Source organism: Domibacillus epiphyticus (assembly GCF_001975785.1).
GTDB classification, from domain to species: domain Bacteria; phylum Bacillota; class Bacilli; order Bacillales; family Domibacillaceae; genus Domibacillus; species Domibacillus epiphyticus.
This window is the reverse complement of sequence record NZ_MSFI01000009.1, coordinates 99271-116518: the sequence shown is the minus strand read 5'-3', so window position 1 is coordinate 116518 and position 17248 is coordinate 99271. Positions and strand designations below refer to the sequence as shown.

17 protein-coding genes and 1 other annotated feature are annotated in these 17248 nt (G+C 42.0%); all 17 genes read right to left on the bottom strand.

Features of this window, described 5'->3' with window-relative positions:
- Positions 1-11: 11 nt before the first annotated feature.
- Positions 12-497, bottom strand: coding sequence for a dUTP diphosphatase (locus tag BTO28_RS05940; RefSeq protein ID WP_076764618.1), 486 nt, complete (start codon positions 495-497; stop codon positions 12-14).
- The gene (locus BTO28_RS05935) at positions 494-760 is read right to left on the bottom strand and encodes a DUF1294 domain-containing protein (protein ID WP_076764617.1); all 267 of its coding nucleotides are present in this window, start codon (positions 758-760) and stop codon (positions 494-496) included. Before BTO28_RS05935 ends, BTO28_RS05940 begins: the two co-directional genes overlap by 4 nt.
- Before the next feature lie 115 nt (positions 761-875).
- Positions 876-1232, bottom strand: coding sequence for a 50S ribosomal protein L20 (rplT, locus tag BTO28_RS05930; RefSeq protein WP_076764616.1), 357 nt, complete (start codon positions 1230-1232; stop codon positions 876-878).
- 35 nt (positions 1233-1267) lie between these two features.
- Positions 1268-1465, bottom strand: a complete 198-nt coding sequence (gene rpmI / locus BTO28_RS05925) for a 50S ribosomal protein L35 (RefSeq protein ID WP_076764615.1) — start codon at positions 1463-1465, stop codon at positions 1268-1270.
- A gap of 23 nt (positions 1466-1488) precedes the next feature.
- Positions 1489-1992, bottom strand: coding sequence for a translation initiation factor IF-3 (infC, locus tag BTO28_RS05920; protein WP_144289458.1), 504 nt, complete (start codon positions 1990-1992; stop codon positions 1489-1491).
- Between the two features lie 91 nt (positions 1993-2083).
- Positions 2084-2217: a sequence feature (ribosomal protein L20 leader region), on the bottom strand.
- A 160-nt stretch (positions 2218-2377) separates the two neighbouring features.
- Positions 2378-4309, bottom strand: a complete 1932-nt coding sequence (thrS, locus tag BTO28_RS05915; RefSeq protein WP_076764613.1) for a threonine--tRNA ligase — start codon at positions 4307-4309, stop codon at positions 2378-2380.
- A gap of 324 nt (positions 4310-4633) precedes the next feature.
- Positions 4634-5560 (bottom strand): primosomal protein DnaI, encoded by a 927-nt coding sequence (gene dnaI, locus BTO28_RS05910; protein WP_076764612.1) that lies wholly within the window; start codon positions 5558-5560, stop codon positions 4634-4636.
- Positions 5547-6932: a replication initiation and membrane attachment family protein gene (locus tag BTO28_RS05905; protein WP_076764611.1), complete on the bottom strand. Its 1386-nt coding sequence runs from the start codon at positions 6930-6932 to the stop codon at positions 5547-5549. Before BTO28_RS05905 ends, dnaI begins: the two co-directional genes overlap by 14 nt.
- A gap of 53 nt (positions 6933-6985) precedes the next feature.
- A complete protein-coding gene (gene nrdR / locus BTO28_RS05900) occupies positions 6986-7444 on the bottom strand; it encodes a transcriptional regulator NrdR (RefSeq protein WP_076764610.1) in 459 nt (152 codons plus the stop codon).
- Between the two features lie 101 nt (positions 7445-7545).
- Entirely contained in the window at positions 7546-7929 is a 384-nt protein-coding gene (gene speD, locus BTO28_RS05895) for an adenosylmethionine decarboxylase (protein WP_076764609.1), read from the bottom strand.
- 217 nt (positions 7930-8146) lie between these two features.
- Positions 8147-9178: a glyceraldehyde-3-phosphate dehydrogenase gene (locus tag BTO28_RS05890; protein WP_076764608.1), complete on the bottom strand. Its 1032-nt coding sequence runs from the start codon at positions 9176-9178 to the stop codon at positions 8147-8149.
- Between the two features lie 148 nt (positions 9179-9326).
- Complete coding sequence (coaE, locus tag BTO28_RS05885; RefSeq protein ID WP_076764607.1) at positions 9327-9929, bottom strand: dephospho-CoA kinase; 603 nt, start codon at positions 9927-9929, stop codon at positions 9327-9329.
- Positions 9929-10771: a DNA-formamidopyrimidine glycosylase gene (gene mutM / locus BTO28_RS05880; RefSeq protein WP_076764606.1), complete on the bottom strand. Its 843-nt coding sequence runs from the start codon at positions 10769-10771 to the stop codon at positions 9929-9931. The genes coaE and mutM overlap by 1 nt, the downstream gene beginning before the upstream one ends.
- Positions 10772-10784: 13 nt before the next feature.
- Complete coding sequence (gene polA, locus BTO28_RS05875; protein WP_076764605.1) at positions 10785-13409, bottom strand: DNA polymerase I; 2625 nt, start codon at positions 13407-13409, stop codon at positions 10785-10787.
- 227 nt (positions 13410-13636) lie between these two features.
- Positions 13637-15412, bottom strand: coding sequence for a two-component system histidine kinase PnpS (gene pnpS, locus BTO28_RS05870; protein WP_076764604.1), 1776 nt, complete (start codon positions 15410-15412; stop codon positions 13637-13639).
- Positions 15409-16125, bottom strand: a complete 717-nt coding sequence (locus BTO28_RS05865) for a response regulator transcription factor (protein ID WP_076764603.1) — start codon at positions 16123-16125, stop codon at positions 15409-15411. Before BTO28_RS05865 ends, pnpS begins: the two co-directional genes overlap by 4 nt.
- 126 nt (positions 16126-16251) lie before the next feature.
- Positions 16252-17193: a malate dehydrogenase gene (gene mdh, locus BTO28_RS05860; RefSeq protein WP_076764602.1), complete on the bottom strand. Its 942-nt coding sequence runs from the start codon at positions 17191-17193 to the stop codon at positions 16252-16254.
- Positions 17194-17248: the final 55 nt, after the last annotated feature.

Below are 17248 nucleotides of genomic sequence, written 5' to 3'. Positions count from 1 at the left end.
TATATCCTCCTTTAATAGCCTGATTTTTGGCGTTCATAATTCACTTCATTTTTCGAAATATACGCTGCTTCTACCTCATCCGGTGTAAATCCGAGCATTTCTCCGAGTGAAAAATACCGGTTCATCAGTGTTTGATAATTCTTCGCTGTTTTCTCTTTTTGGAATGCGTGAACAGACTCCATGACGAGGAGAAATTGCCCAGTTTGATCGGCCGCAACCGCTTCAACAGCCGGCTTCGTTCGATCAAACCCTGTAAGCAACCCTAACGATAAAACAAAATGGACGCCATCGACGAATTCTTCCAGTATGATATTTCGTTCGGACGGTCCTTTTGTACTCCAAAATTTAAAGCAGCGCGTTTCATTGGCCAGCTCACCGATTTCAACGAGCAAGGCAAGCACTTTTTCATCAAATAAATCCCTTCCCGCAAGGCTATGTCCTTCTTCTATGTAACGATCAAGTCCGTGCTGCATCTCAAACAACTTTTCAATCTTCACATTACTCCCCCTATCATGCCCAATATAAAGAGATCCAAAACAGCAAGAATCGGCATTCCGTATTTAAAGGCCGCATGCTTTGTTTTATGCCGGTGTGTCCGCATCGCTACAAAGCTGCCTGGCGCGCCGCCTAACAGAGCAAGCAGCCAGAGTGTATTTTCGCTCGTCCGATACTTCTTTTTTCGTGCTTTTTTCTTATCGCCCGCCATAACGATATATGAAATAAAATTAATGGCAGTAAAATAGATAAATATGATTGGCACAGCTGCACCTCCACTTTCATTCTACCAAAATTAACCCTCAGCCGCATGATTTGAAGTGTTTCGAACCACAAAAAAACTGTCCTGAAATTATTTCAGGACAGTTTGTCAGTTACGATTAACCGAGTTGTTTTTTTGCTGCATCAGCAAGCTGCGCAAATGCTTTTTCATCGCTGACAGCTAGATCAGCAAGCATCTTGCGGTTTACTTCGATGCCAGCAAGTTTCAAACCGTGCATTAAACGGCTGTATGAAAGACCATTCATGCGAGCTGCTGCATTGATACGTGTGATCCATAATTTTCGGAAATCACGCTTTTTCTGACGACGATCCCGGTATGCATATTGCAGGGATTTCATCACTTGTTGATTGGCTACTTTATATAAACGATGTTTCGAACCGAAATAACCTTTTGCTAACTTAAGAACCTTTTTACGACGTTTGCGTGTTACAGTACCGCCTTTTACGCGTGGCATACTATTTCCCTCCTAATGATGTTACGTTAATTTTCTTACAGATTATCAAGCATGTGGCGAATGCGTTTGAAATCGCCTTTAGACACAAGAGTGCCTTTACGCAATTTACGTTTTTGTTTCGTAGACTTGTTGGCAAACAAGTGGCTTGTGTAACCGTGTGAACGTTTCAGTTTACCTGAACCTGTTTTTTTGAAACGTTTGGCAGAACCACGGTGAGTTTTCATTTTTGGCATTTCGACTTCCTCCTCAAACTGGTTTACTTTTCGTTTTTCGGTGCCATGACAAGAAACATGCTACGGCCATCCATTTTCGGCTTTGACTCAATTGTCGCAACGTCTTTACATGCTTCTGCAAAGCGGTCAAGTACACGTTGGCCGATTTCTTTATGAGTAATCGCACGACCTTTAAATCGGATCGACGCTTTTACTTTGTCACCCTTTTCCAAAAACTTAATCGCATTGCGAAGTTTTGTATTGAAATCATGATCATCAATCGTTGGACTGAAGCGAACTTCTTTCAATTGGATGATTTTTTGGTTTTTGCGGGCTTCCTTCTCTTTCTTCTGCTGTTCGAACTTGAATTTTCCATAATCCATAATGCGGGCTACAGGCGGTTTCGCGTTCGGTGCTACAAGCACAAGATCAAGATTAACGCGGGCTGCAATTTCAAGAGCTTCCCGTTTTTGTTTAATGCCGAGTTGTTCGCCGTTTTGATCAATCAGGCGTACTTCACGTGCACGGATGCCTTCATTTAAATTCATATCTTTGCTAATAATAAGCCACCTCCAGGTCATTTTAGAAAACACGTCTCGTTAAAAGAACGGGGTTCCCGGTGAAAACAGAGCGCTCTGCCTGCATGAAAAAGGCGGGGCATCCAGTAGAATGCCCCGCCAGTAAAAAGCTGTCCAAACAGCTTTGTCGTTTACCATGTCAACCTGCCGACTGTTGTCAGACGAGGTGAGAAGCGGGCGCTTCTGCTTTCTTTTCTCGTGTGTTCTATTCACCTAAGTAACTGTATCATATAATCTCTCAAATGTCCAGAGGAGCAATTGAAAGAACCAACGTTTTAAATAATACCATTACATGTTGAAAAAAACAACTCTTTTTTTCAGATAATAAGCCGGCACGAACTCACTCTGAATATGTTTATCTTTTTCCTTCTTGCTGAACATGCGAACTGAAATCATCAAATGACATTGTTTCCGAGTTTTGTTCGCCGTATTTGCGGACGTTAACAGAACGAGTCTCAAGTTCCTTGTCGCCGACAACGAGCATATACGGAATTTTTTTCATTTGCGACTCGCGGATTTTGTAGCCGAGTTTTTCTTCACGGCTGTCCATTTCAACGCGGATGCCGGCCGCTTTCAGCTGATCTTTCAGCCCTTTTGCATAATCATAGTGGACTTCGTTTGAGACAGGAATAATTTGTACCTGCACCGGCGCCAGCCATGTTGGGAATGCCCCTTTGTACTCTTCAATTAAGAAAGCAACAAATCGCTCCATTGTGGAAACAACGCCCCGGTGAATAACAACTGGACGGTGCTGTTTGCCGTCTTCACCGACATACGTTAAGTCAAAACGTTCCGGCAATAGGAAGTCTAGCTGTACAGTAGACAATGTTTCTTCTTTGCCTAGTGCTGTTTTCACCTGTACATCCAGCTTCGGTCCGTAGAATGCCGCTTCGTCTTCTGCTTCCACATAGTCCATTCCAAAGTCATCCATCGCTTCTTTTAGCATCGCCTGTGCTTTTTTCCACATTTCATCGTCATCGTAATATTTCTCTGTGTTTTCAGGATCACGATAAGACAGACGGAATGAGTAATCGTTTAAATCAAAATCCTTGTACACAGCGAGAATCAATTCAACAACACGCTTTAATTCCTCTTTAATTTGATCCGGGCGTACGAAAATGTGAGCATCATTAAGGGTCATACCACGGACCCGCTGCAGGCCGGCAAGCGCTCCTGACATTTCATAGCGGTGCATTGTGCCAAGCTCTGCAATACGGATCGGCAATTCACGGTAGCTATGAATGTCGTTTTTGTATATCATCATATGGTGCGGACAGTTCATCGGTCGAAGAACAAGGTCTTCATTATCCATTTCCATCGCCGGGAACATGCCTTCCTGGTAATGCCCCCAGTGTCCACTCGTTTTATACAGCTCTACACTTCCAAGCACCGGTGTATACACATGATCGTAGCCGAGGCTTACTTCTTTATCAACAATATAACGTTCAATAATACGGCGGATTGTCGCACCTTTTGGCAGCCAAAGCGGCAAACCTTGTCCTACTTTTTGCGAATTTGTAAATAAGTCTAGCTCTTTCCCGATTTTTCGATGGTCGCGCTCTTTCGCTTCTTCAAGCATTTTCAAATGATGGTCAAGATCTTCTTTTTTGAAAAAGGCTGTGCCGTAAATGCGCTGAAGCATTTTATTATCGGAATTGCCGCGCCAGTATGCACCGGCAATATTTAGTAATTTGAATTCTTTCAGCTTCCCTGTTGAGGGCACATGCACTCCGCGGCAAAGATCAGTAAAATCGCCCTGCTCGTAAAGTGTCACTGTTTCGTCAGCTGGGATCGCTTCAAGAAGCTCAAGCTTATACTCATCATCAATTTCTTTAAAAAACTGTTCCGCTTCCGCACGCGAGACTTCTTTCCGGATAACCGGGACATTTTCATTAATAATTTTTTTCATTTCTTTTTCAATCTTTGGCAAGTCTTCCGGCGTGATGGATTCATCTAAATCGATGTCATAGTAAAAACCGCCTTCAATGACCGGACCAACACCAAGTTTCACTTTATCAGCGCCATAAATACGTTTTATTGCCTGCGCCATTAAGTGAGCCGTACTATGCCGCAAAATTTCAAGCGCGTCATCATGTTCCGGTGTGATGATTTCAATTGCACCATCCTGTTCAATCGGCGTACGCAAATCAATATGCGCCCCTGATACTTTCCCTGCAATTGCTTTTTTCTTTAAGCCCGGGCTGATGGACTGGGCGACTTCTTCCATTGTTGTGCCCTTTGGAAATTCCTTTACAGCTCCATCCGGGAATGTTAATTGAATTGACATATTTCTTCCTCCTTTTTGTTAAAAAACGTCAAAAAACCCCGCTCCTTCGATAACGAAGGGGCGAGGTTTAATCGCGGTTCCACCCAACTTTCCAGCATACGCCGGCTCATTGCAGTCAGATAACGGTCTGTTGCCGCCGCCCGATACTAACAAAATACGTGTTCACAGGCAGAGCTCAAGGGTGGTGAAAGGATTTTTCGCGCCGGGAAAGTTGCAGCCGTATTGCTTTCCCTCTCTGTAGACGTTCCGAATCTAACGTGTCCCTGTCGTCGCTTTTCATATGACGTTATTATAGTATCACACTGCGTGAAAATCAAGAGTGATTTATTTGCGCCGGTTAACACCGGTCATTTCTACCGGAACGGTTAAATATTTAATCCGTTCCATAATTCGTGCCGCTTTCAACGCTTCTGATTCACCACGCTGCGAATACGTTAAATGATGTTCAAGACCATAATAGTCAAAATTCGATGTAAACAAAACAGGCAGTCCTTCAAGCATCCGGTGTTGCAAAATAGTCCCTAAAATGTCGTCGCGAATCCAGCTCGACATCGTTTCTGCACCAATATCATCAATCATCAGTACTGGAGCTGACTTTACTGCTTCTACTTTCGCACCAGTTGTCTGATCATTAAGCGACTGTTTCATTTCACGAACAAACTCCGGGAAGTATACAATCATAGATGCAATATGTTTTTCGGCGAGCTCATTGGCAATGGCGCCAAATAAAAATGATTTTCCAACGCCGAATTTACCGTGAATGTACAATCCTTTTGACATTTCCCCCGGTGTAAACCCATCCACGAAATCCCTCGCCGATTTGACAGCTTCAAGCCTGCTCCTATTGTCTATTTCCACTGCAGGAAAAGTCGCTTTCAATACATCTTTCGGCATATAAAAACTTTTTACATGACGCTGCAAATGCTTCATCTCATCCTCACGCAATTTTTGAGGACATCGTTTATATTCAATTTCAACTGCACCCCGGCTTACGACAAGCTCGGGTTCATATCCCTTCATAATATTTATACAGCCATCAAGTGAGGGACATTTGCTGCAGGAATGACTTTGTGATCGATATTCATCCAATTTTACAATTCCTTTTGAAATCGCTTTGTCACTTAGATTATTCTCCTCTATAAATGAGCGGATCGCTTTATCACTCATCACTTCCTGTCTCGATTTTTCATATAAATCACTAAATCCGGGTGACGTTTTCAAATTCCCGAGTGCTTCATTAATCTTTTTCACCGGCAGGCGCCCTTTCTGTACGTTTTCTTAACGCTTCTTCAAGCTTTCGTTTTTCTTCTTCAAAACTATGATCAACCGTTTCTTTTTCTTCTTTCTGTTCTGTAAACCACGCCGGCAATTTTTCCTGACGCGTTGTTTTTCTATTACCTGATGCTTTCGGCTTGTCTTTATTTTTTGCCCATTCATCGTATTGCCGCTGTTCACTTTTCGCTAGGTTCATTGCATCCACTACGGTCTTTACTTTTTTACGTGCCCAGTGTGAAGCAATTTTATCAACGTAGCTTTTCGAAAGCTTCATATCCGTTTTTAGCATAACATATTGAATAAGGACGTTGGCCACGCCCGGCTCAAGATTATACTGAAGCATGACCTGCTCGATTATTTGCATATCTGATTTAGACGGAACGCTCCCAGAAATATCGATTAGCAGCTGTCGCGGCGACACTGTCTCCAAATAGTGAATCAGTTTTTCCTCCTGCGTTTTTGGCTCAATAACAGCCGGTGAAGGAACCGATTGATTACGCGGCGTCATATCGGGCAGACGGCCGCCAGATTCGAATTGGTAGGCATCACGCGCAGACTTCCTTAATTCTTCTACATCGATTTCATCGTGTTCATTAATCGCTGACAAGACAAGATTTTTCATTTCAAGCGGCTGTATGCCATATAAAAACGATAATTTTTTTATCGTTTCTTTTATATAAGGAGTCAACGCTGACTTTGGAATCAGTGCATCTTTCAGCGTTAATTCAAGCGCTGAAAAATCAAAAGTATGAGCTAAAACAGGACCAGAGCTTTCCCCGTTTTTAGCAAACCTGCTTCCAGGCTGTGCGACACTATCCATCTCAGCTTCCTTTCCATCTGTATAGCTTGTCGTAAAAACGTCCGGAAAGTCATGCGTTACATCAAGAAAATCAGCTGTTTTTACTTCTTTATCACAAAACATCTGTTTTAAACGCAAAAAATGCGGCCGGCCGATTTTCCGGTACAAAAATACATTTAAAAGTCCGTCTGAAAAAAATTGATCCGGCGGAAGAGGAGGCTGGATTTCATACAAAAATTCACGAGTAGAATCCGTTCTTTTTACATATGTTTTTAATAGACCAATTCCCTCAAGTTTCAGACGGTCTTCGTAAATTTGCTGTGGACTGCAGCCGAGTGTATTCATTAAATGATAATGAGGAGCTCCGCCGGACGATAGTTTACCGTCTTCCACTTCCGCACACATCGTCATATAAAGGCTCACTGCCTGCGCACCAACGAGCGGCTGATATAACAGAGCGATCACTTTTCGCTCAAGGCTGTCAATACAGCCGAATAGTGAAACCGTATATCCGTCTGCAGGCTGCATTTCATTCCAATGTCTATTCATGCTGTTCACTCCTGACAGAAGAAAAAAAGCCCGGAGCGCCGTATCTCCCGGGATTATTTTTCTTTGTTAATAATTTCTTTTAACTCGTCTAAAAATACGTTAATGTCTTTAAATTGTCTGTATACAGAGGCAAATCGAACGTAAGCCACTTCATCAATATCAGCGAGTCTGTCCATTACCATCTCGCCGACTTTATCTGAATGAACTTCTGAAATACCTTTTGCCCGTATGTCTCGTTCAATGTCCGCTGTCATTTTTTCAAGTGTACCAAGGGGAACTGGCCGCTTTTCACATGCCTTTATTAATCCACGCAGCATTTTTTCGCGGTTGAACTCTTCGCGCATTCCTTCTTTTTTAACAACGATAAGCGGCATATGTTCAACTCGCTCAAATGTCGTAAACCGGTAGCTGCACTGTTCACACTCACGACGCCGGCGGATGGAATGACCATCATCAGCAGGCCGCGAGTCAACCACTTTCGTTCCGTTAAAGCGGCAGTCAGGGCAAATCATAAAAATCAACTCCGATTTTCTGTCTTTACTCCTTATCATACTAAAAAAAAGACGGCATGGAAATAGAAAAGAGGTGTATGATATCATACACCTCTTTTTGTTTACATGACGTTTGCAGCTTCTTTAAGTTGTGATTGCACAGGACCCATACCACGCGGCATTTCAATTGTTTCGCGTGTTTCAGCTTCTAGCGCTTCTGCGATATAGTTTGCAGCAATATTTGGATCTAGATCCCCGCATGTATATACATCAATGCTTGCATACCCATGTTCAGGAAAACTATGAATCGTTAAATGTGACTCGGAGATGATGACGACTCCACTTACTCCCTGCGGAGCAAATTTGTGGAACGCGACTTCGCGGATTTCCGCACCTGATTTAAGAGCGGCGTCGACAAAAATTCTCTCGATTACTTCCATATCGTTTAATTTGTCAAAATTGCAGCCCCATAATTCTGAAATGACGTGACGACCCATTGTTTCCATGATCGTTTCCCCCTTTTACAAAGTAAATTTTTGTGTCAATTGTAAAAGTGATCACTGCCACGGGGGAAAGTTAGTCCGAAGAGGTCCTAACCCTTTAAGCAGAATTTATTTCACAAATTTGAGTATAAAACCTGCCGCAACATTTTGCAACAAGTTTCTTTTAAATTTTTGTATAAAGAAAAACTCCGGCATATGCCGGAGCTTGTTACCGCTTACGTTATGCTGTAATCTTCACTTTCTTTTTCATTTCATCCGCCACAAAATGAACAAGATCAACGACACGGCATGAGTAACCCCACTCATTATCATACCAAGCGAGCACTTTCACCTTCGTTCCGTCCATGACGATTGTCGTCAATCCATCAACAGTGGATGAATGGGGATTCGTGTTAAAATCAACCGATACAAGCGGTTCCGTAGTAAAATCTAAAATGCCTTTTAGTTCATTTTCTGATGCGTCAATAAATGCAGCATTCACTTCTTTAGCTGTAACCGGACGCTTTACATCCACAACGAGATCAACAAGTGATACATTCGATGTTGGAACTCGAAGAGCCATACCGTGAAGTTTTCCCTTAAGCTGAGGAAGCACTAGTGATAATGCTTTGGCAGCCCCTGTTGATGTTGGAATAATTGATTGCCCGCACGCACGTGCGCGGCGCAAGTCTTTATGTGGATTATCAATATTTTTTTGATCATTTGTATACGCATGAACGGTTGTCATTAAACCGTTTTCAATACCGAATTTGTCTTCAAGCACTTTTGCAACAGGTGCTAAACAATTCGTTGTGCATGAAGCATTTGAAATAACATCATGATGTTCAACATCAAGTGCTTCTTCATTCACACCCATTACAATTGTCACGTCTTCATTTTTGCCTGGCGCCGTTAATACCACTTTCTTCGCCCCGGCTTCCAGATGAAGTGCTGCTTTTTCACGCGCATTGAATTTTCCAGTTGCTTCAATCACAATATCAATGCCGAGTTCACCCCAAGGCAATTCGAGCGGATTACGGCTTGAAAGCAGCTGCACGCGTTTTCCGTTAATGATCAATGCGCCTTCCTCCGATTGTACGTCTCCCTCAAACTTTCCATGATTCGTATCGTACTTGAGCAAATGCGCTAGCGTTTCCGCCGGATAGCTGGCATTCACCGCTATAATATCAAGTTCATCATCTAAAATCGCCTTGCGGAATACCATGCGGCCAATACGGCCAAATCCGTTAATCGCTACTTTCGCCTTTGTCATAAATCGGGGCCTCCTATACTTTAATGTTATACTTTTTATTTAAATTACCTAGAAATAGTATAACATATTAAAAATAGAATGGAATAATAAATTGCCCCAATTTTAAAATTCTTTAAATTCTGATAAATAGGGACATAAAAAGACCCGATTAAGTTTCCAACCTTAATCGGGCAATCCATTTATTTACCTGCTTTACCGTTTCATCGAGTGATCCACTATTATCAATTATATAGTCAGCCAGTTCCTTTTTCTCATTAATCGGCATTTGCGATCGAATTCGGGCATGCGCTTCCTGCTCCGTATAGCTGTTTCGCTTCATTAATCTCTTTAGCTGCGTTTCTGGATCAACATAGATCAGAAGGCTTTTGTCTACCATCCAGGTAAGCTTGCTTTCAAATAAGAGCGGAAGATCAAAAATAATGGTTCTTTTTCCTGCTTCGACAGCCTTCTCTTTTTCATCTAACATCCATTTTCTAACAGATGGATGAACGATTTCGTTTAACTGTTTCCGCTTTTCTTCATCATGAAACACAATTCCCCCCATTTTTACCCTATCAAGGGTTCCTTCTGATGTTAGAATAGCAGAACCAAATACATTAATAATTTTCTGTAATGCCGGCTGTCCTGGTTCAACCACAATACGTGCAGCTTTGTCAGCATCAATGACCGTAAATCCTTTTTCCGCCATAATGCTGCTGACTGTACTTTTCCCACTCGCTATCCCGCCAGTTAACCCTATAATAATAGCCATTACGATTGTTCCTCCGGGAGCGGCTGACAATGAAGGCATATATGCGTGCCGCGGCCGCCCGTTTTGGTTTTCACAATTTCCTCACCACACTCAACACAAGCCTCTCCAGCACGGCCATACACGTTTAGCACTTCTTGAAATGTCCCTTTTTTTCCTTGACTATTCACATACGAGCGAATTGTACTTCCACCGCGGTCAATTGCTTCAGCTAGTACACTTTTCGTAAAGTAATGAATGCGCCCAGCTTCTTCTTTTGAGATCGAGGTGGATCGCCGGTGTGGATGAACACGTGATCGGAATAATACTTCATCGACATAGATGTTTCCGAGCCCGGTCACAATTATCTGATCTAAAAGGGCTGTTTTTACCTGGCGTGATGTTCTCTTAAGCCGATCGTATAAATAATCAGCTGTAAATTGAACATCAAAAGGTTCTGGCCCGAGACCAATCAACGGTGCATGTCTGTTTTCTGTCCCTTTTTCAAATAAATGCATCGTCCCAAATTTACGCACATCACGATAGCGCAGCTCTGTCCCATCTGTAAATGTGAACACAACGTGCGTATGCGGTGCTTCCGGTTCTGACTGTTCCTTTACAGAAAATTTCCCTTCCATGCGCAAGTGCGTAACGAGTGCGTAATGATCGAGATGGAAAATTAAGAATTTCCCCCGCCTTGAAATATCCTGAATGGTTTCACCTGCAAGCGCATCTTGAAACTGTACCGTCTCTTCTGGACGCTTAACGATTTTAGGCCAGCGGACATCCGCTTTTGCAACTGTTTTTCCAACGGCAAGATCAATCAATGTGCGCCGGACCGTTTCGACTTCTGGCAATTCCGGCATATTGTTTCACTCCTTATTTTGCATCGTACCATGTCGGTCCGAATGAATAATCCACTTTAAGCGGTACATCAAGTTCAAATGCGTGCTCCATAACTTCTGGTACGATTCGTTCCATTGCAGCAATTTCTTCTTTCGGTACATCAAAAATTAATTCATCATGTACCTGCAATAAAAGCTTCGATGTTAATGATTCCTTTTCAATCCGTTCTGCAACATCAATCATCGCCTTTTTAATAATATCTGCAGCACTTCCCTGGATAGGTGTATTCATCGCCGTCCGTTCACCAAACGAGCGCAAATTAAAGTTGCGGCTTGTGATCTCAGGAATGTAGCGGCGTCTGTTCAATAATGTTGTCACATATCCTTTTTCTTTCGCTTCCCGGATGATATCGTCCATGTATTCCTTTACACCCGGATATGTGTTTAAATAACGCTCAATAAATTCTGCTGCTTCTTTTCTCGTAATGCCCAGGTTTTGAGATAATCCGTAGTCACTAATGCCGTATACAATTCCAAAGTTCACTGCTTTTGCCTGACGGCGCATATTTGATGTAACATCTTCCTGACCGACATGGAAAACTTCCATTGCCGTAGCAGTATGAATATCCATATCTTGACGAAACGCCTCCATTAACTTTTCATCACCACAAATATGTGCAAGAACGCGCAGTTCAATTTGGGAGTAATCGGCCGCAAACATAACCGAATCCTTTTTTTCTGGAATAAAAGCCTGTCTGATTTTCCTTCCTTCTTCCAGGCGGATCGGTATATTTTGCAAATTCGGTTCAGTTGAACTTAGACGACCAGTCTGCGTCAACGCCTGATTAAAACGAGTATGAATTTTGTTCGTTTCCGGATCGGCTACTTTTAAAAGCCCTTCAATGTAGGTCGACTGCAATTTCCCAATTTGACGGTAATCAAGAATATGCCGGACAATTTCGTGAGATGGTGCGAGCTTTTCAAGTACTTCAGCTGATGTGGAATAACCTGTTTTTGTTTTTTTCAAAGGAGGCAGACCAAGTTTTTCAAACAAAATAACGCCGAGCTGTTTTGGTGAATTAATATTAAATTCTGTACCAGCAAGCTCATGAATCGTCCGCTCCATTTCCTCCAGACGTTTTTTCAGTTCTGCACCCATTTCTTCGAGTCGGTCCATATCAACGCGGACTCCTTCAGATTCCATATCCGCTAGAATTAAAGCAAGCGGGAGTTCCAGCTCATCAAATAACTCATTCTGGCTATTTTCGGAAAGCTCCCTCCGGCACGTATCATCCAGGCGACTGAGCGCTTCCGCTTTCGCACTAACGTGCTTTGCGAAATCTTCTTCAACAGGAATTGCCCGTTTGGCTCCTTTTCCGTATACCGCTTCATCGGATGCAATCCCGGTTTCACCATGTAATTTTGCGACACCTGCAAAATCATCAGGTGATTCAGACGGATTAATCAAGTACGAAGCAAGAAACACGTCAAAATCAATGCCTGCGAGTTCAATACCGTGTCTCCGTAATGCAATGACCGTCCGTTTCGCATCAAAAACAGTTTTACGAATTGATTTCTCTTCCGCCCAATTTTTAAAGGCATCAGACGCAAGTGCTGTTTCACCAGTCATGAAATACGTCATACCGCTGCCAGATACGGCAATGGCTGCAACTGGTGATTTATGATAATTCACGTCAATCATTTCCACATAAAGGGATTCTGCGCATTCAAAGTGCTTGGGCTCCGGCTTTGTAATGGTGTTGAATAAAACATCAGAAGTTTCTTCTACTTGTTCTGTACGGTTCAATCCCTCAATCAATGTTTTAAATTCTAGTTCGCGAAATAAATCATATAATTGATCTTCATTCGATCCACTGTAGATGAGCCGGTCTGTTGTGACATCTAAAGGTACATTTCTCATTATGGTCGCAAGCTCTTTACTTAACAGTGCCATATCTTTGTTGTCGTGCAGTTTTTCTTTCAATTTGGCACCACTAACATCATCAATAGATTCAAGAAGGGCTTCAACAGAGTGAAATTGTTTCAGCAATTTGACCGCTGTTTTTTCACCAATTCCGGGAACGCCAGGAATGTTATCAGATGAATCCCCCATTAATCCTTTCATGTCAATAATTTGATCCGGCGTCAAACCATACTTTTCCCTTACATGTTCAGGGGTATATTCTTCAATATCAGTAATGCCTTTTCTTGTAATACATACCGTTGTTTTTTCCGTTGCAAGCTGTGTTAAATCTTTATCCCCAGAATACACTTTTACTTGAAACCCATTATTTTCAGCTTCGAGCGAGAGTGTACCAATAATATCATCCGCTTCGTAGTTTTCTAATTCATAATATGGAATGCCATATGCTTTTAACAGCTCACGCACATATGAAAATTGCTCGGACAACTCGGGCGGCGTTTTCTGGCGCGTTCCTTTATATTCTTTATACGTTTCGTGGCGGAAAGTCGTTTTACCGGCATCAAATGCCACGAGAATGTGTGATGGTTGTTCATCTTTCACAATTTTATTTAACATCATCGCAAATCCGTATACGGCGTTCGTATGTATCCCTTTTGAATTGCTCAAAAGCGGCAGTGCAAAAAACGCTCGGTATGCAATACTGTTACCATCGATCAATACTAATTTTTTGTTCATGTTGCCTCCTTTGCACTTCTAAAAAGTGCGCGTAAAAAAGCCGTTATTTTCTTTCTTATTCTACCATGTGCAGAACAAAAAAAGAAAACAACGGCTTATTCGTCATCCTGATAAAAAAAGCGGAGGTCCCTCGACAAAGAAGGGATCCTCCTCCAACAAAAAGCTGGATAAAGGGGGTTGATATTTATACTATATCAGTTAAATATAAACAGGTTGTAAACCTTTCGTTAATATTTTGTAAAATTGTTGGAAAGTTTTTTTTGAAAAGAAACAGTGAATGCTGTTCCTTTGTTCACTTCGCTCTCCACACTTATTTTTCCATGGTGCGCTTCCATTATATGTTTTACAATGGCAAGGCCAAGTCCAGTCCCGCCTGATTCACGGCTCCGCGCTTTATCAACTCGGTAAAATCGCTCAAAAATACGCGGCAGTTCTGCTTTCTCAATCCCTATACCGTTATCTGAAACAGTAACATTTACTGTTTCACCAGCATCACATCCCTCAATTTTTATATTACCTCCTTGAGGTGTGTATAGTATAGCGTTCGTAATTAAATTTAGAAAAACCTGCTTTAATCTGTATTCATCACCCGGAATGATCAGTTCCTCTTTCAGCTGCACACTCAAATCAATTTGCTTTGATTCAAGTCTTGTTTCAAGTGTTACAATGACTTCATTAAGCAATTTGTTTAACAAAACAGGTTTTATATTTAATACAAGCCCTTTTTGCTCAATTTTCGAAAGATCCAGTAAATCAGCTACGAGTGTTTCCATCCGGCCGCTTTCTTTCCAGATAATATCGAGAAACATTTTCGCCGCTTCTGGATCATTTAACGCACCGTCGAGCAATGTTTCCGAAAACCCTTTTATAGACGTAATCGGCGTTTTTAACTCGTGCGATACATTTGCTACAAAATCTTTTCTCATTTGTTCAAGGTGTTTCAACTCGGTAATATCGTGGAAAACAACTAAAATGCCTTTCCATTCATCATTCGTTCCGATAATAGGTGCACCTGACACTTCCAATACTTTTTGTTCCAACTGAAACGGGATCGTCATCTGACGGCGGACATTTTTTTCAGTCATAAACACATCTTCTACAATTTTCGTAACTTCATCTTGTGTTATCGCTTCATGATACCGCTTTTTAATAATACGTTCATTTCCGAACATCTTTTTAAACGAACGGTTCGCCATTATAATATATCCACGGTCATCAATTAAGAGAAGTCCACTTTCGATGTTTTCAATCAATGTCGTTAAACGATTTTGATGTACTTCCTGCGCCTGCATCATTTCCTGCAGATTTCGGGCAAGAATATTAATGGATGTATTCAGCATGCCCACTTCATCCGGCGGTGTTTCATACGTTCGCGCCCGGTAATTCCCCTTCGCCAATTCAATTGCAACAGCGGTTGCAGACTCGACTGGTTTGACATAGCGGCTTGTAATTTTCGTTCCAATAAAAATAATTAAAATTAGCGACAAACCAAGCGACGTTAATAAAATCAGCCATATTTGGCTATAAATATCATCTAATGCATCCACCCGCATGCTCATGACAATATACCCTTCTTTTTCACCATTCACGTTGACGATATCTTTCCAATGATATTGAATATCCATTTTACGCCGCAATGCATTTTTATAATGTTCCGGATTTACTGTTTCTGAAATACGGTGAACGACATCACGGTGAATCGCTGTGTGCTGTTCATTACTGGCGCCGCTGTCATATAATATGTTTCCTTCATTATTAGCAACTGTTAATCGATTATCCATTTTACTGCTCCACTCATTGAGTAAGACTGGATTAAAGAAAGCAATACCACCTGAGTTACTAATTTCATCTGCAAGCAGCGCGGTTTCTTTTTCCAAACGATCATTAATTGTGGCTAAATAATACGTTTTAAAAAGTTGCCCAAGCCATACACCAAGAGCTACCAGTACGACAGCGATAAGTGTCACAAGTGACAAAATGAGCCGTGTACGAAAATTGATCATGCTTCTTTCGGTTCTTCCAGCTTGTATCCAAGCCCGCGAATCGTTTTAATGTATTGCGGTTTTTTCGTGTTTTCTTCGATTTTTTCACGCAAGTGGCTAATATGGACGTCAACAATGCGCGTGTCACCAACGAAATCGTATTTCCACACAGCGCTAAGAAGCTGATCCCGCGTCAGCACACGAGTTTTATTTTCTGCCAGGAACAAGAGCAATTCAAACTCTTTGGGTGTCAGTTCCAATAAATTATTTTTGAAATATGCTTCATACTTTTCCGGAAATAATGACAAATCGGCTACCTCAATATTTTGATCTGTTTCTTTTTCCTCTTCAGGCTGCTCCACCGGTGATTGCTGCACACGGCGCAAGATTGCTTTTACTCGGGCAATCAATTCTCTTGGGCTGAACGGTTTTGTCATATAGTCATCGGCTCCAAGTTCAAGACCAAGCACTTTATCAAACTCTTCATCCTTAGCTGTAAGCATTAGAATAGGTGTCGTTACGCGGCGCTGCCGCAAATCTTTACATACTTCCATCCCATCAAATTTTGGAAGCATCCAGTCAAGGATAATTAAATCTGGTGATGTTTCTTCCGCACGGAGGAGGGCTTCTTCTCCATCGCATGCGGTTTCTACCTCAAATCCTGCTTGCTCTAGATTATATTTAATTAATGTAACGATAGATGACTCATCATCTACGACTAAAATTTTCTTCATTGCGCCCTCCCTGGTAGTAATGTCTATCTTCCATTATAACGAAATTGTTCTCCATGAGAAAGAGCCGTTGTTCTTACATATAGAATTAAAAAAACCGCCTGGTTAGGGCGGATTCCTTGACTCATATTAAGCAAGAATGGACATAACGTTACGGACAGCATTAGCAGATTTATCAAGACCTGCTTTTTCTTCTGCAGTCAGATCAAGTTCGATAACTTTTTCAATACCACCGGCACCAAGAATAGTTGGAACACCTAAGTACAAATCGCGGTAGCCATATTCCCCTTCAAGGTATGCAATAGCCGGAAGAATACGGCGTTGATCTTTTAAGATCGCTTCTGCCATTTCAACAAGTGAAGCGGCTGGTGCATAGTATGCAGAACCGTTACCTAGAAGCTGCACGATTTCGCCGCCGCCTTTACGTGTACGCTCAACAATTGCATCTAGGCGGTCTTTCGGAATCAATGTTTCAAGTGGAATACCGCCAGCATAAGAGTAGCGTACAAGCGGAACCATGTCATCACCGTGGCCGCCTAATACAAATCCAGTTACATCTTTCACCGATACTTGAAGCTCCTGAGCAACGAACGTGCGGAAACGAGCAGTATCAAGAACACCTGATTGGCCAATAACGCGATTTTTCGGAAAATCTGATTCCTTTAATACTGTGTAAGTCATCGCATCTACCGGGTTCGTCAATACAATAATTGTGCAGTCCGGAGAATATTTTACAATTTCAGAAGTTACTGCTTTCATTACTTTTTGGTTTGTTTGAACCAGATCGTCACGGCTCATGCCTGGTTTTCGTGCAATACCAGCCGTAATAATGACAATATCCGAACCGGCAGTTTCTGCGTAATCAGAGGTACCAGTAATATTGGCATCAAAGCCTTGGACCGGACTTGCTTCCAGCATATCAAGTGCTTTCCCTTTTGTCGGGCCATCCGCTTGTGGAATATCAACAAGAACTACATCAGCAAGTTCTTTTTGAGCAAGAAGGAATGCTGTTGTGGCACCCGTAAAACCGCCGCCGATTACAGAAACTTTTTTACGATTATATGTTGTCATAATCAAAAAATCCTCCTATTCGGTAAAGTCTATATGAATAAATGCCCCCTCAAAG